Origin of the sequence: Acuticoccus sediminis (assembly GCF_003258595.1) — a bacterium.
Lineage (GTDB): Bacteria > Pseudomonadota > Alphaproteobacteria > Rhizobiales > Amorphaceae > Acuticoccus > Acuticoccus sediminis.
The window spans coordinates 1-26279 of sequence record NZ_QHHQ01000006.1 but is presented as its reverse complement, the minus strand read 5'-3'; the positions used below and the strand labels follow the sequence as shown (position 1 = coordinate 26279).

At 70.2% G+C, this 26279-nt stretch carries 26 protein-coding genes; 7 read left to right on the top strand and 19 right to left on the bottom strand.

Going from position 1 to position 26279, the window contains the following annotated elements; translation table 11 throughout:
• Positions 1 to 62: 62 nt before the first annotated feature.
• Entirely contained in the window at positions 63 to 2300 is a 2238-nt protein-coding gene (gene parC / locus DLJ53_RS24130; RefSeq protein ID WP_111350025.1) for a DNA topoisomerase IV subunit A, read from the bottom strand.
• Positions 2301 to 2913: 613 nt separating this feature from the next.
• On the opposite strand from parC, the gene DLJ53_RS24125 reads away from it, so the two are divergent.
• Positions 2914 to 3426, top strand: a complete 513-nt coding sequence (locus DLJ53_RS24125) for a hypothetical protein (protein WP_111350023.1) — start codon at positions 2914 to 2916, stop codon at positions 3424 to 3426.
• Positions 3427 to 3472: 46 nt separating this feature from the next.
• Here DLJ53_RS24125 and yidD read toward each other — a convergent pair whose 3' ends face one another.
• Both yidD and DLJ53_RS24115 read right to left on the bottom strand, forming a co-directional pair.
• Positions 3473 to 3784 carry a membrane protein insertion efficiency factor YidD gene (yidD, locus tag DLJ53_RS24120; protein WP_111350021.1) on the bottom strand — a complete coding sequence of 104 codons (312 nt, stop codon included), beginning with the start codon at positions 3782 to 3784 and terminating at the stop codon, positions 3473 to 3475.
• A complete protein-coding gene (locus DLJ53_RS24115) occupies positions 3781 to 4221 on the bottom strand; it encodes an iron-sulfur cluster assembly scaffold protein (protein ID WP_111350019.1) in 441 nt (146 codons plus the stop codon). Before DLJ53_RS24115 ends, yidD begins: the two co-directional genes overlap by 4 nt.
• 33 nt (positions 4222 to 4254) lie before the next feature.
• On the opposite strand from DLJ53_RS24115, the gene hisI reads away from it, so the two are divergent.
• The gene (gene hisI / locus DLJ53_RS24110; protein ID WP_111350017.1) at positions 4255 to 4668 is read left to right on the top strand and encodes a phosphoribosyl-AMP cyclohydrolase; all 414 of its coding nucleotides are present in this window, start codon (positions 4255 to 4257) and stop codon (positions 4666 to 4668) included.
• Here the strand turns inward: hisI and DLJ53_RS24105 are convergent.
• From DLJ53_RS24105 to DLJ53_RS24080, 6 genes are all read right to left on the bottom strand, one after another.
• Complete coding sequence (locus DLJ53_RS24105) at positions 4620 to 5111, bottom strand: DUF805 domain-containing protein (RefSeq protein WP_111350015.1); 492 nt, start codon at positions 5109 to 5111, stop codon at positions 4620 to 4622. The two genes, hisI and DLJ53_RS24105, sit on opposite strands and share 49 nt — an antisense overlap.
• 87 nt (positions 5112 to 5198) lie before the next feature.
• The gene (locus tag DLJ53_RS24100) at positions 5199 to 5627 is read right to left on the bottom strand and encodes a CBS domain-containing protein (protein WP_111350013.1); all 429 of its coding nucleotides are present in this window, start codon (positions 5625 to 5627) and stop codon (positions 5199 to 5201) included.
• A 67-nt stretch (positions 5628 to 5694) separates the two neighbouring features.
• Positions 5695 to 6546, bottom strand: a complete 852-nt coding sequence (locus tag DLJ53_RS24095) for a rhomboid family intramembrane serine protease (protein WP_146620078.1) — start codon at positions 6544 to 6546, stop codon at positions 5695 to 5697.
• A gap of 63 nt (positions 6547 to 6609) precedes the next feature.
• Positions 6610 to 7131, bottom strand: a complete 522-nt coding sequence (locus DLJ53_RS24090) for a gamma carbonic anhydrase family protein (protein WP_111350012.1) — start codon at positions 7129 to 7131, stop codon at positions 6610 to 6612.
• Positions 7131 to 7349: a DUF3126 family protein gene (locus DLJ53_RS24085; RefSeq protein WP_111350010.1), complete on the bottom strand. Its 219-nt coding sequence runs from the start codon at positions 7347 to 7349 to the stop codon at positions 7131 to 7133. The genes DLJ53_RS24090 and DLJ53_RS24085 overlap by 1 nt, the downstream gene beginning before the upstream one ends.
• Positions 7350 to 7630: 281 nt before the next feature.
• A complete protein-coding gene (locus tag DLJ53_RS24080) occupies positions 7631 to 8476 on the bottom strand; it encodes a hypothetical protein (RefSeq protein WP_111350008.1) in 846 nt (281 codons plus the stop codon).
• Positions 8477 to 8788: 312 nt separating this feature from the next.
• On the opposite strand from DLJ53_RS24080, the gene DLJ53_RS24075 reads away from it, so the two are divergent.
• A complete protein-coding gene (locus tag DLJ53_RS24075) occupies positions 8789 to 9364 on the top strand; it encodes a nitroreductase family protein (RefSeq protein ID WP_111350006.1) in 576 nt (191 codons plus the stop codon).
• A gap of 321 nt (positions 9365 to 9685) precedes the next feature.
• Here DLJ53_RS24075 and DLJ53_RS24070 read toward each other — a convergent pair whose 3' ends face one another.
• The 3 genes from DLJ53_RS24070 to DLJ53_RS24060 all read right to left on the bottom strand — a co-directional run bounded on the left by DLJ53_RS24070 (position 9686) and on the right by DLJ53_RS24060 (position 12136).
• Complete coding sequence (locus tag DLJ53_RS24070) at positions 9686 to 10087, bottom strand: hypothetical protein (RefSeq protein WP_202913334.1); 402 nt, start codon at positions 10085 to 10087, stop codon at positions 9686 to 9688.
• A gap of 103 nt (positions 10088 to 10190) precedes the next feature.
• Positions 10191 to 10853, bottom strand: a complete 663-nt coding sequence (locus tag DLJ53_RS24065) for an HD domain-containing protein (RefSeq protein ID WP_111350005.1) — start codon at positions 10851 to 10853, stop codon at positions 10191 to 10193.
• Positions 10854 to 10966: 113 nt separating this feature from the next.
• Complete coding sequence (locus DLJ53_RS24060) at positions 10967 to 12136, bottom strand: M20 aminoacylase family protein (protein WP_111350003.1); 1170 nt, start codon at positions 12134 to 12136, stop codon at positions 10967 to 10969.
• A 326-nt stretch (positions 12137 to 12462) separates the two neighbouring features.
• On the opposite strand from DLJ53_RS24060, the gene acs reads away from it, so the two are divergent.
• The gene (acs, locus tag DLJ53_RS24055) at positions 12463 to 14415 is read left to right on the top strand and encodes an acetate--CoA ligase (protein ID WP_111350001.1); all 1953 of its coding nucleotides are present in this window, start codon (positions 12463 to 12465) and stop codon (positions 14413 to 14415) included.
• 186 nt (positions 14416 to 14601) lie between these two features.
• Positions 14602 to 16137, top strand: a complete 1536-nt coding sequence (locus tag DLJ53_RS24050; RefSeq protein WP_111349999.1) for a M10 family metallopeptidase C-terminal domain-containing protein — start codon at positions 14602 to 14604, stop codon at positions 16135 to 16137.
• A gap of 298 nt (positions 16138 to 16435) precedes the next feature.
• On the opposite strand, the gene rpmE is transcribed toward DLJ53_RS24050, so the two are convergent.
• Positions 16436 to 16660 carry a 50S ribosomal protein L31 gene (gene rpmE, locus DLJ53_RS24045; protein WP_111349997.1) on the bottom strand — a complete coding sequence of 75 codons (225 nt, stop codon included), beginning with the start codon at positions 16658 to 16660 and terminating at the stop codon, positions 16436 to 16438.
• A gap of 177 nt (positions 16661 to 16837) precedes the next feature.
• Here rpmE and DLJ53_RS24040 point away from each other — a divergent pair, with 177 nt between their 5' ends.
• Entirely contained in the window at positions 16838 to 18664 is a 1827-nt protein-coding gene (locus tag DLJ53_RS24040) for an ABC transporter transmembrane domain-containing protein (protein WP_111349995.1), read from the top strand.
• A gap of 38 nt (positions 18665 to 18702) precedes the next feature.
• Positions 18703 to 19038: a DMT family transporter gene (locus tag DLJ53_RS24035; protein ID WP_111349993.1), complete on the top strand. Its 336-nt coding sequence runs from the start codon at positions 18703 to 18705 to the stop codon at positions 19036 to 19038.
• 276 nt (positions 19039 to 19314) lie between these two features.
• Here DLJ53_RS24035 and DLJ53_RS24030 read toward each other — a convergent pair whose 3' ends face one another.
• The 6 genes from DLJ53_RS24030 to DLJ53_RS24005 form a co-directional block, all read right to left on the bottom strand.
• A complete protein-coding gene (locus DLJ53_RS24030) occupies positions 19315 to 20343 on the bottom strand; it encodes a peptidoglycan -binding protein (protein ID WP_111349991.1) in 1029 nt (342 codons plus the stop codon).
• A gap of 29 nt (positions 20344 to 20372) precedes the next feature.
• A complete protein-coding gene (locus DLJ53_RS24025) occupies positions 20373 to 21365 on the bottom strand; it encodes a flagellar motor protein MotA (protein WP_111349989.1) in 993 nt (330 codons plus the stop codon).
• A gap of 108 nt (positions 21366 to 21473) precedes the next feature.
• On the bottom strand, positions 21474 to 22289 hold the full coding sequence (locus tag DLJ53_RS24020; RefSeq protein WP_111349987.1) for an inositol monophosphatase family protein: 816 nt from the start codon (positions 22287 to 22289) through the stop codon (positions 21474 to 21476).
• A gap of 283 nt (positions 22290 to 22572) precedes the next feature.
• Positions 22573 to 23001: a hypothetical protein gene (locus tag DLJ53_RS24015; protein ID WP_111349985.1), complete on the bottom strand. Its 429-nt coding sequence runs from the start codon at positions 22999 to 23001 to the stop codon at positions 22573 to 22575.
• Positions 23002 to 23287: 286 nt separating this feature from the next.
• A complete protein-coding gene (gene efp / locus DLJ53_RS24010) occupies positions 23288 to 23851 on the bottom strand; it encodes an elongation factor P (protein WP_111349983.1) in 564 nt (187 codons plus the stop codon).
• A gap of 132 nt (positions 23852 to 23983) precedes the next feature.
• On the bottom strand, positions 23984 to 26279 hold a 2296-nt coding region (locus DLJ53_RS24005; RefSeq protein WP_211100672.1), incomplete at its 5' end, for an SEL1-like repeat protein.

Here is a 26279-nt window from a genome sequence, read left to right as displayed (position 1 = left end):
TGCGCCGGGCGCTCCGGGGCGTGGCGTCGTCGCGGCGCCGCGGAGGGGCGCCTGCGGTGCCGTCAGTTGAACTTGTTCGTGCGCGGCATGCCCTGCGGGGCCATGCGGCCGGCCGAGGCGCGCTCGCCGCGCCAGTCGGCGAGGTCGTCCATCGAGCGGCGATGCTCCCGGCCCGACTTGTCGCGCCAGGTCAGCCCCTCGGCCGCCTTGAACGTCTTGATGTCGGAGAGGCCGCCGTCCTTGTAGCGCTGCAGCCGCACGCCACGGCCGCGCGCCAGCGTCGGCACCTGCTCGATCGGGAAGACGACCAGCTTGCGGTTCTCGCCGATCACCGCGACGTGGTCCCCGTCCGCCCGCACGATCAGCATGGCGACGTCGCTGTCGGCCGGTGACATGACGGCGCGGCCGCGCTTGGTCGTGCCGATCAGGTCGTCCGCGCCGACGATGAAGCCGCGCCCCATCTGCGAGGCGATGAGCCACTGCGACCCGGCCTCGTAGACGAACATCGCCGAGATCTCGACACCACCGGAGAGCTCCAGGATGAGCCGCAGCGGCTCGCCATGGCCGCGCCCGCCCGGCAGCTTGTCGGCCCCGAGGGTGTAGACGCGGCCGTCGGTCGTGAGGATCAGCAGCTTGTCGGTCGTCTGGGCGTGGAACCAGTGGCCCATCTGGTCGTCCTGGCGGAAGGCCAGCTTCTCGAAGTCGTCTGTGTGGCCCCGCAATGCGCGGATCCAGCCCTTCTGCGACAGGACCACGGTGATCGGCTCGCGCTCGATCATCGCCTCGGCGACGATGTCGGCGCTGATGGTGGACGGGGCGTCGGCGAAGGAGGTCCGGCGATGTCCGAGCTTCGTGTCGAGGCCGAAGAGCTTCCTCACCTCGCGGACCGAGCTGGCCACCTTCTGCCACTGCTTGTCTTCCGACCCGAGCAACGCCTCGAGCTCCGCCCGCTCGGCGGTCAGGCGCTCGTGCTCCTTGCGGATCTCCATCTCTTCCAGGCGCCGCAACGACCGCAGGCGCATGTTGAGGATGGCCTCGGCCTGCACCTCGGTCAGCTCGAAGACCTTCATGAGCTCGGCCTTCGGATCGTCCTCGTAGCGGATGATCTGAATGACGCGGTCGAGGTCGAGGTAGACGACGAGGAAGCCGTCGAGCACCTCCAGGCGGTGGACGACCTTCTCGAGCCGGTGCTGCGCCCGGCGGACCGCGACCTCCTTGAGGTGGTCGAGCCAGGCGCGGATCACCTCGATCAGCCCGACCACGCGCGGCACCTGCCCGCCCATCAGGACGTTCATGTTGAGCGGGATGCGGGTCTCCAGGTCGGTGACGCGGAAGAGGCTCTCCATCAGCAGCGCGGCGTCCACCGTCTTGGAGCGGGGCTCCAGCACGACGCGGATGTCCTCCGCGCTCTCGTCGCGAACGTCAGCGAGGAGCGGCAGCTTCTTCTGGTCCAGGAGCTCGGCGATGCGCTCGATCAGGCGGGACTTCGTGACCTGGTACGGGATCTCCGTGACGACGATCTGCCAGGTCCCGCGGCCGAGGTCCTCGATTTCCCAGCGGGCGCGGGTGCGGAAGCCGCCGCGGCCGGTGCGGTACGCCTCCGCCATGGAGGACGCGCTCTCGACGATCACGCCGCCGGTCGGGAAGTCCGGACCGCGGATCGGCCCGTTGTCCGGGTCGAAGATCGTCTCCAGCCGGGCGTTGGGGTGCTTGATGAGGTGAAGCGCCGCTTCGGCGATCTCGGCGGCGTTGTGCGGCGGCACGTTCGTCGCCATGCCCACCGCGATGCCCGACGCGCCGTTGGCGAGGAGGTTCGGAAATCCGCCCGGCAGCACCACCGGCTCGCGCTCGGAGCCGTCATAGGTGTCGCGGAAGTCGACCGCGTCCTCGTCGAGGCCGTCGAGCAGCAGCCGCGCGACGTCCGTCATGCGCGCTTCGGTGTAACGCATGGCGGCGGCGCTATCGCCGTCGACCGTGCCGAAGTTGCCCTGCCCGTCGACCAGCGGGTAGCGCACGGCGAAGTCCTGCGCGAGGCGGACCAGCGCGTCGTAGACCGCGGTGTCGCCGTGCGGGTGGTACTTACCGATGACGTCGCCCACCACGCGGGCGGACTTCTTGAAGGCCTGGCCCGGGTCGAGCCGGAGCTGGCGCATCGCGAAGAGCAGGCGCCGGTGCACCGGCTTCATGCCGTCGCGCACGTCAGGCAGCGCACGGTGCATGATCGTCGACAGCGCGTAGGCAAGGTAGCGCTCTTCCAGCGCCGCCTTCAGGTCAACGTTCGTGTCGTCGCTATCGCTCAACGCGGTCCTCCAGGGTCGGGGCGGTCCCCCGCGCACGCGGCATCGGCCTCGGTACGGCCGCGCGCTCCCGTCCTTCTTACATCGCCCGGCGCGTGGCCGACACCTCGCCGGCGGCTTCGTCCCGAGGTTTCGCGCAGCCGGCCACACGGCGAGCGGGATGAACGCCACCCCGTCCGCCCGGTTTCCCGCGCACGCCGGGCGCCTCCGCCCACGGACGCGCCGCTATGCACTTGCGGCAGGCAGATATCGCACATTCGAAGTGCACAACCGGAGAGGGATGCCCCATGTCTTGTGCAACGCGTCCCCCGGACGCCTACCGGAACCCGAAAGTTCGACCGATGATCCTCTACGCCATCACCTCGCCGGCTGTCCGGCGCGTCTTCTACTCCGTCATGCAGGTCCTGGCTCCGCCGCGCGAGCAGACCCGGATCGGCCGCTTCGGCCACTGACGGCCCGGCGACCGGCGGGCCCGGACGCAGCGGGCGACGAAGCCCGGACGCGCCTCCCGACCGACCGGCCGCGAACCTGTCGTCCTGGTTGATTCAATCAGGGTCGAAGTTGCGCTAGGGTCTCTCCCGTCCAGCCCCTGCGGGCGCTCGTCGACGGATGGACCATGAACTACCGCGCCATGGCACTCTGCCTCGCCGCCCTGACCGCATATGCCGCCGCGCCTGCCGCAGCCGACTCGCTGCTGGGGCGCACGGCGGCGTTCAGCGTCCTCGCCTACGACGAGCCGGACAAGCCCCGCTATCAGGGCCTCATCCACACCGCCACGATCTCGGACGAGATCGAGTTCGGCCTGCTGCCCGAAGGCGTGCAGAACGGCCTCGACGTCGTGCCGGTCATCGTCGACATCAGCGCCAACCGGATCGAGATCGATTTCTCCCCCTCTCCGCCAGGCCTGATCGCCGACGCGACCTTCAACGGCTACGTCCTCTCGTTCGCCCCGGACTGCCTGGTCTTCAACAACGCCAGCGTGGACGCCAGCGTGACCACGCTGCCGGTCGCCAACGGCGACATCACCATCGAAGGCCGTACGCTCTACGTGAACCTTCAGGGCCTCGCCTACGACAGGTCGAGCCACGTCGGCATCCTGCTCGACGTGACGGACTGCCCGCTGACCTGACGGGCGGGCGCCAGCCGCAGTCAGGTCCGGGACATGCCGGAGCGGCTCAGGCGGAGCGGTCGATGCGCGTGGCGGGGTCCATGTGGCGCGCGGTCCACCGGGCGTGGCGCCACGGGCGGCGGCCCGCTTCGGGGGGAAGGTCCGGCACCGGGTCGTAACCTGCGGCACCGAACGGATTGCAGCGCAGGATGCGCGCCAGGGTGAGCCACGAGCCGGTCCAGGCGCCATAGCGCTTCACGGCTTCGTCGGCATACTGCGAGCAGGTGGGGAGATAACGGCACTGACGGCCGAGGATCGGCGACAGGAGAACGCGGTAGACGTAGATCGCCCCGCGCAATGTCGCCGCGACCGGCCTCATGCGGCCTCGGCGAGGGTCGCCTTGCGGGCGGCTTCTAGGGTGGCACCGAAGGTGAGCATCGTGGAGGCGTGGCGGGACTTGTGCTCGCGCACCGGCTCCAGGTACTTCAGCTCCTCCCAGCGCTCGCCGGTCGGCGGCGGGCCGCCCTCCTTCAGCATCTTCTCCATCTGGTCATGGACCGTCTGGAGCTCGTCGACGGTGGCGCCGATCACGTGCCGCGCCATGATCGAGGACGAGGCCTGCCCGAGGGCGCACGCCTTTACCTCGTGCGCGAAGTCGGCGACGCGCCCGTCCTTCATCTTGACGTCGACGGTCACCTGGCTGCCACACAGGCGCGAGCGGTGCGTCGCGCTGGCGTCCGGCGCGTCGAGCCGCCCCAGCCGCTCGATATTTGCGGCGAAGCCCAGGATCTTGTCGTTGTAGAGGTCACTCAGCATAACGGCCCTCCTCCGTGAGCCAGGATATATGTCGTGACACGTGCCGCAAACAGCCTTGAACTACCGTCCAGCGATGCGAATGAGCAGGAGCGCGGAGCAACCTTCCGCCCGAAATTCGACGCCAACGGCCTCCTGACCGCCGTCGCCGTCGACGATGCGACCGGCGACATCCTGATGCTCGCCCACATGGATCGTACGGCGCTCGCCGCCACCCTCGAGACCGGCGAGGTGCACTACTACAGCCGCTCGCGGGGCAAGCTCTGGAAGAAGGGCGAGACGTCGGGCCAGATCCAGACGGTGCGGCGCATCCTCGTCGACTGCGATCAGGACGCGCTGGTGATCCGCGTCACGGTCGGCGGCGACGGCGGTGCCTGCCACACCGGGGCGCGCAGCTGCTTCTACCGCGCCCTCGGCGAGGACGGGACGCTGGTGCGGCCGGAGGACTGACCGTCCGGCGGCGTCCTGCGGAACAGGTTGGCCGGAATGATCGCGAGGACGAGCATCATGACGAGGCCGAGGCCGGCCGTACCGCCATGCCCGCCCTCGCCGGCCTGCGAGGCGCCGCCCGAGAGGACGAGGTAGAGCACCGCAACGAGCCAGCCCGGCCAGCCGATGTCGCGCGCCCGCTTGGCGACGATGTTGAGGTTGGCGAAGAGGAACGCGAACCCGGCGAGGGTCAGCACGACGATCGCCGGAATACCGATGGCGGGGACGACGGCCGCCTCTACCTCTTCGAGGTCGCCGGCGGCGAGATGGACGGCGGCACCGAGCGCGACGACGATCGCCAGCGCGGCCAGAAGGGCCATGCCGATCAGCCCCAGCCAGAGGCCGACGAACCTGGCCCGCCCGATCCGTCCGTCCGCGAGATCTCCGAAATAGGCCTTCAGCACCCGTCCAACGCTCTCCTCAGCCGGCCCGGCAAGGGGGCCGCGGGACTTCCAGGGGGCGCCTCGGAAGCCCGCAGCCCACCGTTTGCGTCAGGTCGACATGATGTAGTCGCGGATCTCGTCGCGCTCGCGCACGGCCTGCTCGATCCGGCGTTTCACCACGTCACCGATGGAGATGAGGCCTGCCACCTTGCCCTCGTGCACCACGGGCATGTGGCGGAACCTGGAGTTGGTCATCCGCGTCATGACGTCCTCGATGAGGTCGTCCATGGTCGCGGTCTGCACCGTCTGGGTCATGACCGACGACGCGGGCGCGGAAAGCGCGGCCGCCCCGGCACGGGCAATCTGGCGGACAATGTCGCGTTCGGACAAGATACCGGCCAGTCGATCGCCGTCCATGATGAGAAGAGCGCCAATCTTGCGACGGGAAAGTTCCTGCGCCACCTCCACCAGTGTGGCGTCCGGAGACATCGTGAAGACGTCGCCGCCCTTCTCCTTAAGGATTGCCTTTACTGTCATTGTTTGTCGCCTCCCAAGCCGTCAGAGGGAGGAGCGTCACACAATTTTAAGGTTGTGACTAGTCAGATCAACGTGGCGGTACCGGATCGAAAAATCGGAACAATAGGAGGCCGACGAGGAAGCCGCCGATGTGCGCTTCCCAGGCGATGGCCACCCCGCCGGACACCGAGCTGCCGATCCCGACGGCCAGGTTGATGCCGAACCAGATGACGATGAACAGCAGCGCGCTGCGGTTCCGGAACGTGTCGACGAGGCTCGTCGCCGGCCGGCGGAAGGCGCTGTCGTCGCCGCCGCGCCGCAGCACCAGCGGACCGTGCGAATCGAACACGAAGCGCGCGGCTGCGGCCATCTGTCCCGCAATGGCGGCCGAGGCGCCGACCACCGGGATCGGGTCGCCGAAGTGGAGCGCGAGGTGCAGCGCGGCTCCGCCCGCGGCCGCCGCCGCCGAGAACAGCCAGAACCGCAGCGGTCCGAAGCGGCGCGCCACGGCGCTGCCGAACGCCACCAGCCAGACGGTGTTGGTGAGGAGGTGCACCCACGAGCCGTGCAGCAGCGCGTAGGTCACGAAGGTCCACGCGTCCGCGCCGAGGCCGCCCGGGAAGGGGAAGAAGGTGTCGGCGTAGCGGGCCGGGATGAAGGCGAACCAGAGCTGCACCAGGAGGTCCTGCTGCTGGCTCACCATCGAGCGGGCGAACTGGACGACCGCGATGATCGCCACCATCGCCACCACCGAGCCGGGCAGCATGAAAGCAGGCTCGCGCGGCGGCCGACGGGGCTCGCCGTAGGGATCCGGGTGGGGCGGGTGGCCGTTGCCGGATCCCGGCTGCAGCCCCTCGGACGACGGCGGCGCGGCCCGGTGGCGCCAGGCGCGCGTCGGCTCCTCGTCCGGCTGCTGCGGGATGCGGGGAATGTGGCTCATGCCGGGCGCGGGCTGGCGGCCTCGGCCGCGGCGTATGGGGTCATGGCACTAGAAGTGGGTCGGTCATACCGGTTCGCAACCGGCGGCAAAGCGCCGCCAGTTCGCCGCGTAGCCCGCCGCCGAGCCGAGCTGGCGCGTGACCTCCTCGTCCGAGAGGGTCCGCACGGGCTTGGCCGGCGCGCCGAGCGCCATGGTGCGCTCCGGCACCACCTTGCGCTCCGGCACGAGGGCCTGCGCCCCCACCAGGGCATGGTCGCCGATGACCGCATGGTCGAGCACGACGGCGTTCATGCCGATCAGCGCGCCCCTACCCACGGTGCACCCGTGGAGCATGACCTTGTGGCCGATGGTCACCTCCGGCCCCAGCGTCAGCGGCGCGCCCATCGAGGTGTGGCAGCAGGCGAGATCCTGGACGTTGGAATTCTCGCCGACCTCGATCCACTCGTTGTCCCCCCGCAGGACCGCGCCGTACCAGACCGAGGCGCCCGCGAGCAGCCGCACGCGGCCGATGAGCACCGCCGTCGGAGCGATCCAGGTGTCGGGGTGGATGTCCGGCTCGATGCCGTCGAGCCGGTAGAGGGGCATCAGGCGGCGTCCTCGATGTCCATTTCGAGGATGGCCATCGTGAAGTTCCACGACAGCTCGCCTTCGTCCTCGTCGCGGTACAGCACGCCGATGAACTCTTCCCTGACGTACACCTCGGCCGAGTCGTCCTTCTTCACCTGCGGCCTGACGCTGAGCGTGTCGTTGCCGAACACACGACGCATATAGGCCTCGAGCTTGGCCATCTCGGTCTTTTTCACCGGAATCTCCTGGAGTTTGGACCGTTCACCCGGCGATCGCGCCCGGTGCGGTATCGGTCTGCACGCTGCCCGAAGGCAGCTTCACGATCAACACCCGCCGTCCGCTGATCAACGCACCAGCGTGACGATCATCCCGAAACAGGGGTATCGCAAGCGTCTTTTGCAGCGGCGGATGGGTCGACGTGGGGGAATGTCGCCCGTTCCCGCAAGTGCGCCGAGGCGCATGGGCTGCGCGCGGAACGGCGCGGCCGGGTCGGGTCGGACGTCGTGGAGTGCGCCCGCTAGAGGCGCGTCGCCTGGACGACGACGTCGGATTCGTCGCCGGACTTGACCGTGAAGGAGCGGCGGAACTCGGTGTCGCGGTGGTGTGCGACGACCTCGTAGTTGCCGGCGGCGAGCGTGATGTTGGCGTGGGCGCCGACGCGCTCGTAAATGGGCTGGCCGTCGTCGGAGTAGACCGTCCACGACGTGTTGGCGAGGGCTTCGCCGCCGGTGTCGCGCACCAGCTTGAGGCGGACCTTGCCGGCCGAGTGGCGCAGCGATACGCGGGTCAGCTTGCCCGCGTCGACGGTGACGTCGGCGCTGCGGACCGCGTTGATGCCGCCGTAGCGGCTCACCACGTGGTACGTCCCGGCCGGGAGGCGGGCGATGGCGCCGGCGCGGATGTCGCCGAGGAGGACGCGGTCGTCGTCGGCCACCATGTAGAGCTGGAATTCGGTGTCCTTGGAGACCGGCTGGTTGCTCTCGTCGAGCACCGCGGCGAGCTGCAGGCCGCCGGCGTTCAGCACGAGCGTCTCGGAGGTCACCGGCTTGTAGAGGTCGATGGTCCGGGTGACGGCGGCGCGGCCGTAGCTCGCGTGGACCACGTAGCGGCCCGGCTGAAGGCGGAGCTCGAGGTCGCCGCCGCTCGCCTTCTCGACCAGCGGAAGCTGGCCCGAGGCGGTGGGTTGGTCGCGATAGACGCGCCAGGTGACACCGGATCCGATCGGCCCGGACTTCTCCGCCAGCTTGCCGACGAGATAGAGGGCGACTTCGCCACCCACGTCCGGCCGAAGCTCGGCCCGGGTCGGGGTGGAGGGGGCGTAGGCCGCGATCTGGGAGGAGCCTCGGTAGTCACCCCCGCCCATGAGCTCGGCGATGGCGGACTGGGGGTCGGGGTTGGCGGCAGTCGCTCGGAACGGGTGGGGCTTCGGTACGGGGACAGTGGCGTTCGCAACGCAGGGGACAGTGCTGAGTGCGATAATCGCTGTTGCTGTCCAACGTTTCATCACGCGTCCCTCGATCGCTCGAATAGCCCGCCAGGCAACAGCACGACACACAAAGGCCCGGCGAAGTGCGGTTGGCCCGCACCTGTTAACCTCTGACGTGGTTGATACCTTATTGCAACGATGACCGACCATTGAGTGTAAAGCGCTCAGAACTTGTCAGGAGTGGATGGAATGCACGGGCTGCGTGACTATTTGGCAACGCGTCGAACGACGGCGGCGAACTTTCTCGGCTCTCCCGGCCCCGACCAGGCGACGCTTGATCAGATGCTCACGATCGCCGCGCGCGTTCCGGACCACGGCAAGCTCGCGCCATGGCGCTTTATTGTATTCGAGGGCGAGGCGCGAGAGGCGGCGGGCGAACTGATCGCGCGGATTGCCGCATCCTCGGATGTGAAACGCGACCTCGAGGAGGAGCGCCAGCGCCTGACGCGGGCCCCTCTGGTTGTAGCCGTGGTCAGCACCGCCGGGCCGCACGTGAAGATCCCGGAATGGGAGCAGATCCTGTCTGCCGGGGCGGTTTGCCTCAATCTCATCCACGCCGCGCACGCCTTCGGCTTCGGCGCGCAGTGGTTGAGCGGCTGGTTCGCCTATGACCGTGACGTGCTGGCCGGGCTCGGAATCGGACCGGATGAAAATGTCGCGGGCTTTATCCACATCGGGACGCCCGAATTCACACCCTCCGACCGCGACCGCCCCGACCTCGCGGCGATCGTCACCCGCTTCCAGCCAGCGACCGAGGCGGGCTGAGCCCCTCCCACCGGCGACACCGGCCGCGCCCGCGGCCTCCCCTGTCGCCCATCCCCGCGATGCGTCCACCGCATCCGGACCGCGTGTGGTTTCGTTGACAGTCATCGTCACCCGTGACCGCCTGATGCGGTCGGCTCTGGATGTTGCCACGGTGCCACACCGTGCTTGCCCGGGGCCGACCGGAGGTTCGGGGGCCGCTGACTATCAGTCATGCGCGGAACCGCCCTGCGGGCCCGCCTGACGACGGCGCCCGGCCCGAAACGACCGCGGCTCGTCGGCTGAATAGAAATATCGTGCAGGACCGGACGGCGGATCCGGCGGTCAGTTGCCGCCCGGATCCGGCCGCCCGGAGCGGCGCCGCAGCTCCTTTCCGGGCAAGGCTCCCGATGCGGCGGACGGCTCGCGCGGCGAACCGGCGGCGGGCCGGCCGCGCGCAGCCTTGATCTCGGCGACGCGGTCGGCATCCTCGGCATGGAGATGGCGGCCGCGCTCGGCGATCTCGCGCGCGTACTCGTCGTAGGTGAGGCCGAGCGCCGCCGCGTTGCGCAGGCGAATCTCCATCGCCGCGCGGGAGACCGGCGCGCGCTGCTTCCGGTAGGCCGCGCGCCACGCGAAGAAGGTGCCGAGATGCTCGCCCCACGGCGGCCGGTGCTCCAGCGGCGGGCCGCCGTTGTGGCCGATCGGCGCCGGGTCGACACCCGCGACCGCCGAGGCCGCGACCATCACCGTTCTGCGGCGAATCAGAAGCCGGTCGACGATGGCCGTTGCTCCCATCCCGATGAGAGGGCCGGACCGGCGCCGTCCCGCGGGCAGGCGCCGCCCGACATCAGCGCTTGCCCTTCGCCTTGGCCGCCTCGGCGTCCGCATCGCGCGAGCGGCGGCGCGCGGCGTTGACCGGATCGACCAGCGGCACCCGCGTCCCGGACGCGATCACGCGCGGATGGTACGGCTCGCGCGCGAAGACGGCCTCGGTGATCGGCCAGAAGGTGTCGAGCGGGAGGCTCTCGTACTCCGGATCGAACGAGGCCTGGTCCCACCGCTCGCAGAACAGGACCGCGTCGTCGTAGAAGGGGTGGCCCTCGTGACGCTTGCGCGCGTTCCGGTCGCCGCCGAAGTGGTGCGCGTAATAATAGCGCTGGAAGAGGCCGTGGTGCGCGACCACCCAGGTGCACTGCTCGCGCACGTAGGGGCGGATCACCGACGCGGCGAACTCGTCGTGATTATAGGGCGCATAGACGTCGCCCATGTCGTGCAGCAGCGTCGCGACGATCCAGTCGTCGTCGGCTCCGTCCCGGTAGGCGCGCGTGGCGGACTGGATCGAATGCTCGAGGCGGGAGACGCGGTATCCGGACTCGGCGCTGTCCAGAGCCTTCAGCCCCTCGAAAAGGCGCGTGGCGACACCGGATGCGGCGGCCCGCTCATGCTCCTCGAGGAAGAGGTAGTCCTCGCGGTCCCCCTCCGCCATTTGCTTGAACTTGACCGTATCCACACCGTCCTCCGTGGGCGGCACGGACCCGCCTCCGAATGGGGGTCCGCGCCGTTCTCAATGGCTCTCACTCATCGCGGGCCGTCAGACAAGCGCCGCGATGGCGCACCTGAGCCTTAACTTGCCCGCGCGAGTGCAGTTTCTACCAGTTGTGTCCAGTAGGAACAGCCCACCGGTATCAACTCATCGTTGAAATCGTAATTTTCATTGTGAAGATTCGCGACATTCTCGCCCACACCGGCGAAAATGAACGCACCGGGACGCTCCTCCAGCATGAAGGCGAAGTCCTCGCCACCCATGGTCGGCGTGGCGTCGCGGTCGACGTTGGCCTCGCCGACGATCTTCGCGGCGATGTCGCCCACGAACTGGGTATCCTCCTCGTGGTTGACGAGGACGGGGTAGTCGCGGCGGTAGTGCAGCGTCGCCTTGACGCCGTAGGCCGCCCCCACCTGCTCGACCACGGCGCCGAGCCGCGCCTCGACGAGGTCGCGCACCGGCGCCTTGAGGGTGCGCACGGTCCCGGTCAGCGTCGCCGTCTGCGGGATGATGTTGTCGGCGGTGCCGGCATGGAACGTCGTCACCGAGACGACGGCCGAGTCCGCCGGGTCCACGTTGCGGCCGACGATCGACTGCACCGCCGTCACGATCGCCGAGCCCGCCACGATGGGGTCGTGCGACAGGTGCGGCTTGGCCGCGTGGCCGCCGAGCCCCTCGATGGCGATGGTGAAGCGGTCGGCCGAGGCCATCAGCGCGCCGGGGCGGACGAGGAAGGTGCCCACGGGCTTGCCCGGCCAGTTGTGCAGCCCGAAGACGCGGTCGACGTTGAAGCGGGTGAGCAGGCCGTCGTCGATCATCGCCTTGGCGCCGCCGCCCCCCTCCTCGGCCGGCTGGAAGATCAGCACGACGGTGCCGTCGAACCTGCGCGTCTCGGCGAGGTACTTCGCGGCGCCGAGGAGCATCGCGGTGTGCCCGTCGTGGCCGCAGGCGTGCATCTTGCCGTCCACCCGGGAGGTCCAGTCCTTGCCGGTCTTCTCCAGGATCGGCAGCGCGTCCATGTCGGCCCGCAGTCCGATAGTCGGCCCGGAGCCGCTCCCCCTGATCACGCCGACGACACCGGTCCGGCCGATCCCGGTCGCCACCTCGTCGCAGCCGAACTCCCTGAGGCGCTCGGCGACCACCGCCGCGGTCCGCGTCGTATCGTAGCCGAGCTCCGGGTTCTCGTGCAGGTCACGGCGCCAGGCGGCGATCTCGTCGGCGAGATCCGCAAAACGGTTCACGATAGGCATCAGTGGCTCCAAACGTCGGAAGGCTCGTTTGAACCATAAGAGCACGAAACACGCCATAACGTGCGCGTGTCCCGACGCGCGGACGGCAAGGCCGGCGGGAGGTGCCCGAAACTGTCGCAGCCCCGAGACGTTCATCCCTCAAGGGGTCAAATATTTACCAGAATTCGCAAGACGGCGGCGTGTCTTTACGCAATCATTCCCCGCGCCGGCCCGATCCTCGCGCAGGCGTTGTGGACGCTGCCCCGGCGACGCCATAACCCTCGCAACAGAAGCCTGGGGCGGCGCGGTCCGTTGCGGGCCCACCAAACGATGACGAGGAAACGCTCATGAGCGATATTATTCCAGTTCCGGCCTCCATCGCCTCCGCCGCCTACATCGACAAGGCCAAGTACGAGGAGATGTATGCCGCTTCGGTCGAGAACCCGGACGCCTTCTGGGCGCAGGAGGGCCGGCGAATCGACTGGATCAAGCCGTTCAAGACCGTTCGCAACGTCGACTACACGTACGGCAGCGTGTCCATCAAATGGTTCGAGGACGGCACCCTCAACGCCTCGGCCAACTGCCTCGACCGGCACCTCGCGGAGCGCGGCGACCAGACCGCGATCCTCTTCGAGCCGGACGATCCGAACGCCGAGGCGCAGCACATCACCTACCGGCAGGTGTACGAGCGCGTGTGCAAGTTCGCCAACGTCCTGAAGGCGCTCGGCGTCGGCAAGGGCGACCGCGTCGTGATCTACCTGCCGATGATCCCCGAGGCGGCCTACGCGATGCTCGCCTGCGCGCGGATCGGCGCCATCCACTCGGTGGTCTTCGCCGGCTTCTCGCCCGACAGCCTCGCCAACCGCATCAACGACTGCGAGGCGAAACTCGTCATCACCGCCGACGGCGCCCCCCGCGGCGGCCGCGTCACCAACCTCAAGGCCAACGCCGACACCGCACTGAAGCACTGCGCCGCCAGCGTGAAGTGCCTCGTGGTGAAGCGTACCGGTCAGGACATCGCCTGGTCCGCGGACCGCGATTCGTGGCTCGACGAGATGGAGGCCGGCGTCCCGGCCGAGTGCCCGCCGACGGAGATGAACGCGGAAGACCCGCTCTTCGTCCTCTACACCTCCGGGTCCACCGGCAAGCCGAAGGGCGTCGTCCACACCACCGGCGGCTACCTCGTCTTCGCGGCGATGACCCACCAGATCACGTTCGACTACAAGCCGGGCGAGGTCTACTGGTGCACCGCCGACGTCGGCTGGGTCACGGGACACACCTACATCGTCTACGGCCCCCTCGCGAACGGGGCCATCTCGCTGATGTTCGAGGGCGTTCCGACCTACCCGGACGCCGGCCGCTTCTGGTCCGTCGTCGCCAAGCACAAGGTCAACACCTTCTACACCGCGCCGACCGCCATCCGCGCCCTGATGGGCAAGGGCGAGGAGATCGTGAAGAAGCACGACCGCTCCTCGCTCAGGATCCTCGGGACCGTGGGCGAGCCCATCAACCCGGAGGCCTGGCGCTGGTACTACGAGGTCGTGGGCGACAAGCGCTGCCCCGTCGTCGACACCTGGTGGCAGACCGAGACCGGCGGCCACCTCATCACCAACCTCCCCGGCGCGACGCCGATGAAGCCGGGCTCGGCGACGACGCCCTTCTTCGGCGTGCAGCCGGCCGTGCTCGACCCCGGCACCGGCGAGGAGCTCAGCGGCAAGGCCGAGGGCGTGCTGGTGATCAAGGACTCCTGGCCGGGCCAGATGCGCACCGTCTGGGGCGACCACCAGCGCTTCATGGACACGTACTTCCAGCAGTATCCCGGCACCTACTTCACCGGCGACGGCTGCCGGCGGGACGAGGACGGCTACTACTGGATCACCGGCCGCGTCGACGACGTGCTCAACGTGTCCGGCCACCGCATGGGCACCGCAGAGATCGAGTCGGCGCTGGTGGCGCATGAAGCGGTGTCGGAGGCCGCCGTGGTCGGCTACCCGCACGACCTCAAGGGCCAGGGCATCTACTGCTACGTCACCCTGATGGCCGACCGCGAGCCGACCGAGGCGCTCCGCACCGAGCTCCAGAACTGGGTGCGCTCCGAGATCGGGCCGATCGCCAAGCCGGACCTCATCCAGTTCGCCCCGGGCCTGCCGAAGACCCGTTCCGGCAAGATCATGCGCCGCATCCTGCGCAAGATCGCCGAGGACGACTTCGGCGCGCTGGGCGACACCTCCACGCTCGCCGAGCCGCAGGTGGTCGACGACCTGATCGAGAACCGGCAGAACCGCAAGACCGACGCCTGATCCGGCGGCGCCGCGAAAGGCGCCCCGACCGACCGACCAGCTCGCCCGGCCCACACGCCGGGCGAGCTTTTTTTCGATCCGGCAAGCGTCGCGCCCGATCCTCCGAACCGGATCCCGGCGCGCGATACTTGCGACGGGGTTGGCAGCGTGAAATAGACTTGATGCGTCAAGTTAAGCGAGCGCGCGATGCCTTCCGAGACCAACCCCGTCCTCTCCGCCATCGACACGGCCTTCACCCTGCCCTCCGGCGACGTCGCCGTCTATTTCGCCGCAGACGGCGAGACGATCGACTTCGTCACCAGCATCGGCACCTGGTCGAAGTACGAGAAGGCGCAGGTGATGGCCGCGCTCGATACCTACTCGACCTACGCCGACCTCTCCTTCCGCGTCACGACCGACCCGGACGAGGCGGACTTCAGGCTCACCAAGTCCGCCGCTCCCGCCGGCTCCCTCGCGTTCATGAACCCGCCCGACCCGTCCTACGGCGACGCCGCCGGGCTCGCCTGGTTCAACGCCGGCTTCAACTGGAGCGGCCCCAACGGCGGGCTCCTCGACGCGGGCGCCTACACGTTCACGATCTTCCTGCACGAGTTCGGCCACGGCCTCGGCCTCGCCCACCCGTTCGACGCCAGCAGCGGGTCGACCGTCATGCCCTCGATCGGCCCCGGTCCCGGGCTCGACCAGGGCGTCTACACCGTGATGACCTACAACGACGGGTGGCCCGAGGCGCCGGCCGGCTCCTCCGACAGCCGCGCCTACGGCTGGAACCTCACCCCCTCCCCGATCGACATCGCGGTCATCCAGGAGAAGTACGGCGCGAACCTCGCCACCGGGGCCGGCCGCACGAGCTATGTGCTCCCCGCCGAGAACGGGCCCGGCACCGGCTACGCGGCGATCTGGGACGTCGACGGCCTCGACACGATCATCCACGAGGGCGACCAGGCGGCCGTCATCGACCTGCGCGCGGCCACGCTGCGCGCCGCGGAGGGCGGCGGCGGCTTCGTCAGCCACGCCGGCGATGTCCATGGCGGCTTCACGATCGCCAACGGGGTCGTCATCGAGAACGCGATCGGCGGCTCGGGCGACGACACGATCATCGGCAACAGCGCGGCCAACCGGCTCAACGGCGGCGCCGGAGCCGACGTCATGACCGGCGGCAAGGGCGACGACATCTACATCCTCGACGACGCGGGCGACGAGACGCACGAGGCCCGTGGCGGCGGCATCGACACGATCCGCACCAGCCGGGTGGACGTCGCGCTGCGCGATCACGCCTTCGTCGAGAACGTCTCGCTCTTCGGCCGCCGTCACCTCGATGCCGAGGGTTCGCGGGCGGACAACGTCATCGAGGGGAACCGCGGCGACAACGTCCTGTCGGGCGGCAAGGGGGACGATGTCCTCTTCGGCGGCCTCGGCTTCGACGTTCTCGACGGCGGCGCCGGGAACGACACGCTCACCGGTAGCCTCGGCCCGGACACGCTGACCGGCGGCGCGGGCGCGGACACGTTCGTCGTCACCCTGGACGACGGCCGCGCGACGATCACCGACTTTACCCCGGCCGACACACTGGACCTGACGCAGTTCGGCCTCGGCTCCTTCGCCGACGTCGCGGCGGCGCTGACGGTCGAGGACAACGGCACGGTGATCCAGCTCGACGGCGCCCGGGTCTTCCTCGTCGGCGTCGCCGACGGCGGGATCTCAGGGGACATGGTGCTGATCTAGGGAGCGCCGAAGCGTCCGGTTTGCGCCCGCGCCTTCGGGCGCAGGGTGCTCACGGGGCGGCGCTGCCCCCTTGCGCGGCGCCCACGACGAAGCGCGCCCGCCGGGTCATCCCGGGGACGTCGTCTCTAAGATCCCGTCGCGGCGAAGCGGCCTGCCGGCCACCAGCGGGCGACTCCGTCCCGGTTTGGATGGGTTCAGGGCGACGCGGGTGCCGACTCGCCGGCACGCGCGTGCGAAAAAGGGGCGCCGAAGCGCCCCCGCGAGGCCGGACGCCGGAGCGCCCGCAAGCCCGGCGCGATTACGCGCCCGGAATGCCCTTGAACTTGCTCTTGAAGCGGGAGATGCGGCCGCCACGGTCGAGCAGCGTCTGCTGACCGCCGGTCCACGCCGGGTGCGTGCGCGGGTCGATGTCGAGCGCGATACGGTCGCCAGCGCTGCCCGCGCAAGACCGCGTCACAAACTCGCTGCCGTCCGTCATCACGACGGTGACCGGATGATAATCCGGGTGAAGATCCTTTTTCATGCCTCGCCTCGTTCGGTTGCGGCGGGACGCCGTCGCGGTCCGGGGCACGCCTTGACGTCGCGCCGCCGCCCACTCTCGCCGATCCCGGGAAACCGGACGGATCTAAACCTTCGCTCCGCTCCATGCAAGCCGTCACGACGCATTGACTTCTCAAGCTTCAAAGAGTTCTGAAAACCTATGAAGCCGCGCTCCGCATCGCCCTCCGTCCCCGCCGCCGAATCGAAACGCGTGCGCCTCGCGCCGCTCAGGTTCCTGTGGCCCTACGCGCTCCGCTACAAGGGACGCCTCGCCGCCGCATTCGTGGCGATGCTGGCCGCCACCGGCGCCACCCTCGCGGTGCCTATGGCCGTCCGCCGCATGATCGACCACGGCTTCGGCCCCGACAATGCCGGCCTGATCGACAGCTACTTCACCATGCTGATCGTCGTCGCAGGCGCCCTCGCCCTCGCCTCTTCGTCGCGCCTCTACCTGGTGACGACCCTCGGCGAACGCGTCGTCGCCGATGTCCGCTCCGACGTCTTCGCCCGCGTCATGACGCTCTCGCCCGGCTATTTCGACCGCACCCTCTCGGGCGAGATCGTGTCGCGCCTCACCGCCGACACCACGCAGATCAAGGCCGCGGTCGGCTCGTCCGCCTCGGTCGCGCTTCGCAACCTCCTCATGTTCATCGGCGCGATGGCGATGATGGTGGCGACGAGCCCGACCCTCTCGGCCACCGCCCTCGCCGCGATCCCCGTCCTGGTGCTGCCGCTCGTCGCCGTCGGCCGCCGCGTGCGCCGCCGCTCCCGCGCCGCGCAGGACAAGATCGCCGCCATCTCCGCCTACGCCACCGAGGCGATCGGCTCGGTCCGCATGCTCCAGTCCTTCGGCGCCGAGCGCCGGACCGCGGACCACTACAGAAAGGGCGCCCTCGAGGCCTTCGGCGCCGCCAGGAGCGCCACCGCGGCCCGCGCGGTGCTGACCGCCGTCGTCATCTTCATCGTCTTCTCGGCCATCGTCGGCGTCCTCTGGATGGGCGCGCAGGAGGTGCTGCGGGAGAACCTCACCGCCGGCGCCCTCAGCCAGTTCGTCCTCTATGCCGTGTTCGCCGCCGGCGCCCTCAGCGAGCTCAGCCAGGTCTGGGGCGACATCGCCCAGACCGCCGGTGCCGCCGAGCGCCTCTCGATCCTCGCCGCCGAGGAGCCGGACGTGGCGAGCCCCGCCAGCCCCGTCCCCTTCCCGCAGCCGGCCAAGGGCGCGGTCCGCTTCGAGAACGTCTCGTTCGCCTACCCCGCCGAGCCGGCCCGGCCGGTCCTGAACGGTGTGTCCTTCATGGTCGAGCCGGGTGCGACCGTCGCCCTGGTGGGACCGTCCGGCGCCGGGAAGACGACGATCTTCCAGCTGATCGGCCGCTCCTACGACGTCGGCGACGGCGCCGTCCTGCTCGACGGCGTCGACGTCCGCCACGCCGACCTCGCCGCCCTGCGCGAGCGAATCGCGCTGGTGCCGCAGGACACCACCATCCTCGCCGCCTCCATCGCCGACAACATCCGCCTCGGCCGGCCGAACGCCACCGACAGGGAAGTCGTCGAGGCCGCCCGCGCCGCGCACGTCGACCGCTTCGTGATGGCGCTGCCCGAGGGATACGATACCGTCGTCGGCGAGCGCGGCATCACCCTCTCCGGGGGGCAGCGCCAGCGCATCGCCATCGCCCGCGCCATCCTGAAGGACGCCCCGCTCCTCCTCCTCGACGAGGCGACCTCCAGCCTCGACGCCGAGAGCGAGGCCCACATCCAGGCCGCCCTCGAGCACCTGATGGCCGACCGCACCACCATCGTCATCGCCCACCGCCTGGCGACCGTCGTGAAGGCCGACCGCATTCTCGTCATGGAGGACGGCGCCGTCGTCGACGCCGGCACGCACGCCGAACTCAGCGCCCGCGACGGCGTCTACCGCCGCCTCGCCAAGCTGCAGTTCCACAACACCGCGACCGCCGCTCCCGAGGACGAGCCGGCGGAGGGATAGGATTGACGCCGCCCCTCCCCGGGGGCACAGCCAGACCGGTGTTCAAAGCCTACGCCTTCCTCACCCTCGCCATCGTCGCCGAAGTCATCGCGACGCTCGCCCTCTCGCGGTCCGGGAGCCTCACCCGCGCCGTGCCGACCGTCATCACCGTCGTCGGCTACACGGTCTGCTTCGCCTGCCTCTCGGTGCCGATGCGGGTCCTGCCCACCGGCGTCGTCTACGCCATCTGGTCGGGGCTCGGGATCGTCCTGATCTCGCTCATCGCGTGGCTGCGCTTCGGTCAGGCCCTCGATACCGGAGCGCTCGCGGGGGTCGGCCTCATCGTCGCCGGCGTCGTGGTGATCAACGTGTTCTCGAACATCGCCGGGCATTGAACATTGAAGGCGGAGGCGCCCCGCCCCGCCGCCGGCGTCGCGGCGCGATGAGAGGCCGAGTGCGAGGGAGTTCCCCCTCGCGCTCCCCCGCCTCGCCGGCGGGCAGGCGTTCAGATCAGACGACCGCGAAGTGGCGGTCGACTGAGCTGAACACCTGATCCAGCCTCGGTCGGGCTGCGGCCGCGTCAAGGGTGAAGGCTTCGCCCGCGCTGCGCGCGCCCTTGACCCGGCCGCATCCCTCGGGCCTCGCAGGAGGGGCCCGCGGGGTGCCGGGCGTCAGCGCTCGGTCAGCTTGAGCTCGATGCGGCGGTTGCGCTCGTAGGCCTCCGGCGTGTCCTCGTCGACCAGCGGATTGAACTCGCCGAAGCCGGCCGCCACCAGGCGCTGCGGCGGAACGCCCTGCTCGATCAGGTACTGCACCACCGAGATCGCTCGAGCGGCCGAAAGGTCCCAGTTGGAACGGAAGCGGCCGCCCGATATCGGACGCTTGTCCGTGTGCCCGTCCACCCGCAGCACCCAGTCGATGTCGTCGGGGATCTCGCCGTCGAGCTCGATCAGCTCCCGCGCGAGCGTCGCCATCTCGTCCCGGCCCGCCGGGTTCAGCGCGTCCGAGCCTGACGGGAACAGCACCTCGGACTGGAACACGAAGCGGTCGCCGACCACCTCGATCCCCGACCGCTCCGCCAGGATCTCGCGCAGCCGCCCGAAGAAGTCGGAGCGGAAGCGGTTGAGGATCTGCACCCGCTCGGCCAGCGCCACGTTGAGGCGCCGGCCGAGGTCGGCGAGCCGCGTCTGGCTCTCCTTGCCCTGCGACTCGGACGCCTCCAGCGCCTCCTCCAGCGCGGCGATCTGCTGCCGCAGGCCCCGGAGCTGCTGGTTGAGGAGCGCCACCCGCGACAGGGCGTCGGCGCCGAGCGCCTGCTCCTCCTGGAGCTGGTCGCGCAGCCGCGTCACCTCGGCGTCGGACGCCGCGTCCTGCTCGTCGCCGCCCGCGACGATCCCCTGGAGCTGGTCGCGCTGCGACTTCAGCGCGTTGAGGCTCGCCGTCATCGCCGAGACCTCGTCCTCCTGCTGCGTGTTGCCGGCCCGCTCCAGCGCGAGGAGGTCGGAAAGCTCGGCGATCTGCGCGTTGAGGCGCGCCAGCGCCGATTCCCGCCCCGACAGTTCCTGGCTCAGGAAGAACTGCGACAGCATGAACAGCGACAGCAGGAAGATGATGACGAGCAGCAGCGTCGCCATCGCGTCCACGAAGCCCGGCCAGTAGTCGGCCCGCTGCTCGCGGCGGCGGCGTTGTGATAGCGGCATCGACGCCCCCGTTCAGGTTGCCCGCGCGCCTACGCGCGCTCGTCCGCCTCGAGAGCCCGGTTGAGACGCACCAGAAGCTCCTCGATGCGCTCGTTCTGCGCTCCCTGCGCCTCGGCCCAGTCGATCAGCACCTTCTGCTCCCGCCGCGTGTTCTTCACGATCGCCTGGATCCCCTCGGCGAGCGTTCCGAGCGCCTTGGCGGTCTGCCGGTCCATCCCGCCCGAGCCCGAGGCGGCGATGACCTCCGACAGGCGCTGTACCGAATGGTGCAGGTCCAGCGCCGCCTGCGACACCCCCGTCCCCTCGAGATCGTCGACGATGTCGGTCAGGGTCGAGAGCCAGTCCTCGAGCTCGGTGTAGAAGCGGTTCTGGGCCTGGCCGGCCTGGAGGTCCAGGAAACCGACGACGAGCGAGCCCGTCAGACCGAACAGCGAGGACGAGAACGCCGTCCCCATGCCCACCAGCGGCGCCTCCAGACCGGACTTGAGGTTCTGGAAGATCACGGCCGAATCGCCGGACGTGACGTCCAGCGACTGGATCGTCGCGCCGACGGAGCCCACCGTCTGCAACAGGCCGTAGAAGGTGCCGAGCAGGCCGAGGAAGACCAGGAGGCCGATGAGATAGCGCAGGATGTCGCGCTTCTCGTCGAGGCGGGTGCCGATGGTGTCGAGCATCGCCCGCATCGTCACCGCGCTCATCACCGTCTCGTCCACGCCGTCCCGCAGCAGCGTCGCCATCGGCGCCAGGAGCACCGGCTGGCGGCGCGCCGGCTGCCCCGTCCGGAACCGGTTCACCCAGGCGATCTCGCGGAAGAGCCGCGTCACCATCACGACGGACAGCAGGATACCGAGCACACCGACCGCGATGATGAGACCGTTGAGAACCGGGTTCGCCATGAACGCCTCGGTCACGGTCTCGAACTGCATGAAGATCAGGAACGCCACCAGGATGACGAACAGAACCATGCGCCACAGGTACACCTGCGGCGTCGACAGCTTATAAGGGTCCTTATTGCGCGCCATAGGGCCTCGCTGTAGCCGAGTTCGAGGTTCATCAAAACCTCAGGGAGTGTTCGACGCGACCTCTCGCGCCGACACTCAACACCTTAATGGCAATTGAAGCTGAATGCCCTATGAGCGGGGGCCGGCTTTGGCGGGACCCGCCGCATCCACCATTTTCAGCAGCGAGCGGTGCACCTGCTCGTTCCCCGCGACGACCGACGCCGTCTCGAAGAACCTGTCGCGCCCGGAGGCGTCGCTGACGAAGCCGCCCGCCTCGCGGATGAGGACGATGCCCGCCGCCATGTCCCACGGCTTCAGGTCGTGCTCCCAGAAGCCGTCGTAGCGGCCCGCCGCCGTCCAGGCGAGGTCGAGCGCCGCCGCGCCCGGCCGCCGGATCCCCGCGACGCGCCCGAAGAGCTGCTGCAGCTCCGAGAGCGTGCGTACCTGGTTGCCGTGGCCCATGAACGGAAGCCCCGTGCCGATCAGGCAGTCGGCGAGGTCCGTGCGACCCGACACGCGCAGGCGCCGGTCGTTCATGAACGCACCGTTGCCCTTCTCGGCGACGTAGAGCTCGTCCATCACCGGGTTGTAGACGACGCCCGCCACCAGCTCGCCCTGACGTTCCAGCGCGATCGACACCGCGAAGATCGGCACGCCGTGCAGGAAGTTGGTCGTCCCGTCGAGCGGGTCGACGATCCAGCGGTGCTGTCCGTCCGAGCCCTCGACCGTGCCGCGCTCCTCCATGAGGAAGCCGTAGGACGGGCGGGCCTTGGACAATTCGCGGTAGACGATCTCCTCGGCCCGCATGTCGGCCTTGGAGACGAAGTCCGCAGGCCCCTTTCGCGACACCTGAAGGTTTTCGACCTCCCCGAAGTCCCGGGCGAGGGAGCGGCCGGCCTTGTCGGCGGCGGCCACCATCACGTTGAGAAGCGCTGAGCGGGCCATGGGATCCTTGTCGTTGGTCTCGGGCGTGTCCGGAAGGGGCCCGTCTCGGGCCTGTCCCCACTGCCATGGCGCCATACCGGCGGCGAGATCAACGGTCTTTTGGTTCGATGGGCCATGCAATTCGGCACCAGGCGGACCCGCCGGCAGCTCCGGGCGCCACCCTCGGCCCTGATTGCGCTCGGATTTTCCGCCCCGCAACGCCCGCCTCGGGTGGTGCCGGCGCAGCCGGCCGGATCGGCGCGTGACAGGTGCTGCCGGCCCTCGCAGGACGAGCGGGGATGGCTCAGTCGTCGTCCGCCTCTCCGTGCCAGGAGGTATATTCCCTGAGCTCGAGGCTGAGGCCCTCGGTGCGCACCGCGCTCGGCACGGTGGGGCCGGCGGTATAGCGGGCTTCCTTGGCCCGGCCGAAGGGGCCGACCCGCTCGCGCTCCCGGTCGTCGTGCTTGCGCTCCTCGCCGTCCCGCTCCCGCTGCGGGACAAGCTCCGGCGGCTTCGCAAGGGCGGCGGCAATGCGCGTCACCGCGAGCGCGGCGACGTCCGGCACCGCGCTCGCCGCGACGCCGGGCACCACCTCGTCGCCGGCCGCTGCCGCGGGGAGACCGGCGGACGGCGCGCCGGACGGGCGCTGCCCCGACGGCGCGGACACCGTCCTGGCTGCGCCGGACGTCCCGGGCGTGCCTGCCACGATCATGTTGCTGATGAAGCCTGTCATAGATGCCGATGTCCGGTTCAGATCGCGGGGCGCCGCGCCCCAACCTCCCAATGCAGTGACGCCGTGGAAAGTTTAGGGCGCAGGGCCGCGACCGACAGGCAAATCAGTCATGGCACAATCGCTGCGGCCGGAACGGGCGCGGCCCTGGATGACGCTCCGGACCGGGGCCGGCACTGTCGCCAAACCGCCTCGCGCCGTGCAGCGCCTGCGCGGCACGCTGGACCGGCTGGCCGGGCCCCGCCGCCCGGGGCGGCGGGAATGCGCTCACGCGGCGGGCGCGGGCAGGTCAGTCCGCGCGGCGGACGTAGGCGATTTCTTCGGTGTCGACGATGATCTTCTCGCCCGCCTCGATGAACGGGGGAACCATCACCTTCACGCCGTTCTCGAGCACCGCCGGCTTGTAGGACGAGGACTGCGTCTGCCCCTTCACCACGGCATCGGCCTCGGTGATCTCCAGCGTGACGTGCTGCGGCAGGGTGATGCCGATCGGCTTCTCTTCCCAGATCTCCACCGTGACGGTCATCCCGTCCTGCAGGAACGCGGCGCGTTCGCCGACGAAGTCCTCGGCCAGCTCCATCTGCTCGTAGGTGTCGTTGTCCATGAAGACGAGCTGCTCGCCTTGCTTGTAGAGGTACTGGAAGTCCTTCTGCTCCAGCCGCACGCGCTCGACGGTGTCGGCGGAGCGGAAGCGCTCGTTGAGCTTGCGACCGTCGAGGAGGTTCTTCAGCTCGACCTGGGCGAAGGCGCCGCCCTTGCCCGGTTTCACGTGCTGGACCTTCACAGCGGCCCAAAGGGAGTTCTGATGCTCCAGCACGTTGCCGGGGCGAATTTCGTTGCCGTTGATCTTCATGACCGTTCCTGAAAGGGCGGGAGCGCCGGGAGCCGGACCGCCGCCCGGCCGAGGCCGCCGCGACAGGACCCACCCGCCGCGGGCGTACGCGCCCCGAAAACCACAGGCTGCGACGAACCGCAAGCCGGAGCGCTATCGCTCCATGAAGGCCGCGGCCCGCCGACGCGCTTCGGCCACATCTTTCGCCGCCGCCGCGCCCATGTATCCGTCGAGGTAGAAGTCCGACACACCGGCCTGACGGGCGATCAGGTGCCACTTGATCGCCTCGACCGGATCGGGCTGCACGCCGCGGCCGTTGGCGAGCACCCGCGCGTAGCGGTTCATCGCCGTCGGCAGGCCGCGCCGCGCGGTCGCCTCGAGATAGTAGGCGGCGGTCGCCTCGTCCCGGTCGGCGCCGATCCCGTTGAAGACGCGCGTGGCGTAGGTGAGCATCGCCGCCGGGTCGCCGTTCTCGGCCGCGCGGCCGTACCACCGCGTCGCCTCGACGTCGTTCGGCGCCGTGCCGCGCCCGTCCTCGTACATCACCGCGACGGCGTACTGCGCGTCGGCGATGCCGCCCTCGGCGGCCTGGAGCATGTAGCGGAACGCGTCTCCCGGGTCCTCCTGCCGGCCCTCGCCCTTGATCAGCATCAGGGCGAGGCTGTGCGCGGCATCGGCGGAGCCCTCCTTGGCCGCCGCCTCGAAGGCATCGGCCGCGCGGGCGGAGTTCTTCGGCACCCCCCGCCCCATCAGCAGCATCCCGGCGAGGCGGGTCTGCGCCTCGGCCGAGCCGAGGTCGGCGGCGACCGCGTACCAGCCGGCCGCCTTGGCGAAGTCCTGGTTGACGCCGTTCGCCTCCTCATAGAGCCGGCCGATCAGCGCGGCGGCCGCCGGCTCGTTCTCGGCGGCGGCCCTGAGGGCGACACGGAAGGCGGTGCTGTAGAGGCCGCGCTGGTAGGCGCCGTAGGCGTAGTCGGCCAGCGAGAGATCGTTCGCCGTGTCGATCGCCATCTGTGAGGTGAAGCCGGAATAGGGCGAGGCCGAAGACACGACGACGCCCGGCCCCTCCTGCTGCGGGACGATGGGCGGCGTGTCGAGGGGCATCGGCAGGAAGCCCCGGCGCTCGTTCCCGGGACGTCGCTCCGACGGGCCGAGATTATCGCCCGGCCACTCCCCTGTCGTCGCGGGGGCGGAGCGCGTCACCACGGCGACGGGACGCGACATGGCGTCCTCCTCGCGGCCGTAGGGCTCCTCGGGCGTGGACCGCTGGGTGGCGGCCTCTTCGAACTCGGCCGCGAACGGATCGCGCAGGCGGGCGCCGTCCTCCTGGCCGGCGGCCTCGGGAACGTCCATGGCGAGCGCGGGCGCCGGCTCGCTGCGCCGGATTCCGGGGGGCGCGCTGCGGGGCTCCGGCGAAGCGTCCGCCGCTCCGGTTCCGTCCGGCGATGGTCCGGGCGGCGCAACGCCCGGCAGGCCGGCACCCGGGAGCGCGACGCCGGGCAGCGCGCCGGCCGGCTCCTGCGTCTCCGCGGTGCTCGCCGCGGACCCGTCGTGTCCGGCCGGATCCTGCGTGGCGAGATCGGGCGCGGCCGCTTCCGGCGTGTCCGTGTCGGTCCCGGCCGGCGGCGCTGCCGCGGCGGCGGTTTCGGCATCGTCGGACGACGGCGCGGCTTCGGTCTCCGCGAGCGGCGGCCGGGCGGGTTCGTCCGCGGCGACATCGCCGGCGGGCCCGGACTCCTGCGCCGCCTCCGGGGCGGGCTCGGTGCGTGCGGCCCCGGCGTCCGGCGCGGGAGCCGGTTCGGCGGCGACGGCGGTCCCGGCCGGGGCCTCGTCGGCCTCCGGCGAGGTGGCCGCGACGGGCGCGACCGTTTCGGGCGCCGCATCGTCGGCGACGGCGGGCTCGGTGGGCGGAGCCGTGTCGGGTGTCGGGTCGGGCACGGGGAGCGCCATGATCGACTGATCCGGCTCGCGCCCGGCGCCCGCTCCCGCGACGCTCTCGCCGGGTGCGGTCTCTCCCGGCCCGGTCTCTCCCGGCCCGGTCCGGAGGGGCGCGCTCTCGACGGGCGCGGTCTCGACGGCCGGCGGCGCGATCTCGCGCACCCCCACCGTGCGCACCGGCGGCGCAACGTCCTCGGGCGTCTCGGCCAGGCTTGGTGTTTCGGTCGCTGCGGGGGTCGCGGGCACCGCACCGGCGGCAGGAGTGGTCGTGGCCGTCTCGGCCGCCGCAGCCGGGGCCGGGGCCGGGGCCGGGGCCGGGGCGTCCGCGGTCGCCGCCGGAGGCGTCCCGACTGGCGCTGCCGGAGGGGAGTCGGCGATCGCCGGACGGTCCGGCGTAGCGGGGGGCGGCGTCGCGGGGGCCGGCGCTTCGGTCGCGGCTGCGCCGGCCGCCGTGGCAGGCGTCCCGGACGCCGGCGCCGGCGTCTCGGTGGACGGCGCCGGGGCGGCCCCG

What these genes read in the sequence shown, in the direction of transcription:
- DLJ53_RS24075 (WP_111350006.1), top strand. Translation starts at nt 8,789, where the DNA reads ATGCACGGGCTGCGTGACTATTTGGCAACGCGTCGAACGACGGCGGCG.
- DLJ53_RS24020 (WP_111349987.1), bottom strand. Translation starts at nt 22,289, where the DNA reads ATGGCCCGCTCAGCGCTTCTCAACGTGATGGTGGCCGCCGCCGACAAG.
- DLJ53_RS24030 (WP_111349991.1), bottom strand. Translation starts at nt 20,343, where the DNA reads ATGCCGCTATCACAACGCCGCCGCCGCGAGCAGCGGGCCGACTACTGG.
- yidD (WP_111350021.1), bottom strand. Translation starts at nt 3,784, where the DNA reads ATGAGGCCGGTCGCGGCGACATTGCGCGGGGCGATCTACGTCTACCGC.
- DLJ53_RS24040 (WP_111349995.1), top strand. Translation starts at nt 16,838, where the DNA reads ATGAAGCCGCGCTCCGCATCGCCCTCCGTCCCCGCCGCCGAATCGAAA.
- DLJ53_RS24015 (WP_111349985.1), bottom strand. Translation starts at nt 23,001, where the DNA reads ATGACAGGCTTCATCAGCAACATGATCGTGGCAGGCACGCCCGGGACG.
- DLJ53_RS24090 (WP_111350012.1), bottom strand. Translation starts at nt 7,131, where the DNA reads ATGCCCCTCTACCGGCTCGACGGCATCGAGCCGGACATCCACCCCGAC.
- DLJ53_RS24025 (WP_111349989.1), bottom strand. Translation starts at nt 21,365, where the DNA reads ATGGCGCGCAATAAGGACCCTTATAAGCTGTCGACGCCGCAGGTGTAC.
- DLJ53_RS24125 (WP_111350023.1), top strand. Translation starts at nt 2,914, where the DNA reads ATGAACTACCGCGCCATGGCACTCTGCCTCGCCGCCCTGACCGCATAT.
- DLJ53_RS24115 (WP_111350019.1), bottom strand. Translation starts at nt 4,221, where the DNA reads ATGCTGAGTGACCTCTACAACGACAAGATCCTGGGCTTCGCCGCAAAT.
- DLJ53_RS24100 (WP_111350013.1), bottom strand. Translation starts at nt 5,627, where the DNA reads ATGACAGTAAAGGCAATCCTTAAGGAGAAGGGCGGCGACGTCTTCACG.
- DLJ53_RS24050 (WP_111349999.1), top strand. Translation starts at nt 14,602, where the DNA reads ATGCCTTCCGAGACCAACCCCGTCCTCTCCGCCATCGACACGGCCTTC.
- DLJ53_RS24070 (WP_202913334.1), bottom strand. Translation starts at nt 10,087, where the DNA reads ATGGTCGCGGCCTCGGCGGTCGCGGGTGTCGACCCGGCGCCGATCGGC.
- DLJ53_RS24060 (WP_111350003.1), bottom strand. Translation starts at nt 12,136, where the DNA reads ATGCCTATCGTGAACCGTTTTGCGGATCTCGCCGACGAGATCGCCGCC.
- efp (WP_111349983.1), bottom strand. Translation starts at nt 23,851, where the DNA reads ATGAAGATCAACGGCAACGAAATTCGCCCCGGCAACGTGCTGGAGCAT.
- rpmE (WP_111349997.1), bottom strand. Translation starts at nt 16,660, where the DNA reads ATGAAAAAGGATCTTCACCCGGATTATCATCCGGTCACCGTCGTGATG.
- acs (WP_111350001.1), top strand. Translation starts at nt 12,463, where the DNA reads ATGAGCGATATTATTCCAGTTCCGGCCTCCATCGCCTCCGCCGCCTAC.
- DLJ53_RS24095 (WP_146620078.1), bottom strand. Translation starts at nt 6,546, where the DNA reads ATGAGCCACATTCCCCGCATCCCGCAGCAGCCGGACGAGGAGCCGACG.
- DLJ53_RS24080 (WP_111350008.1), bottom strand. Translation starts at nt 8,476, where the DNA reads ATGGGCGGGGGTGACTACCGAGGCTCCTCCCAGATCGCGGCCTACGCC.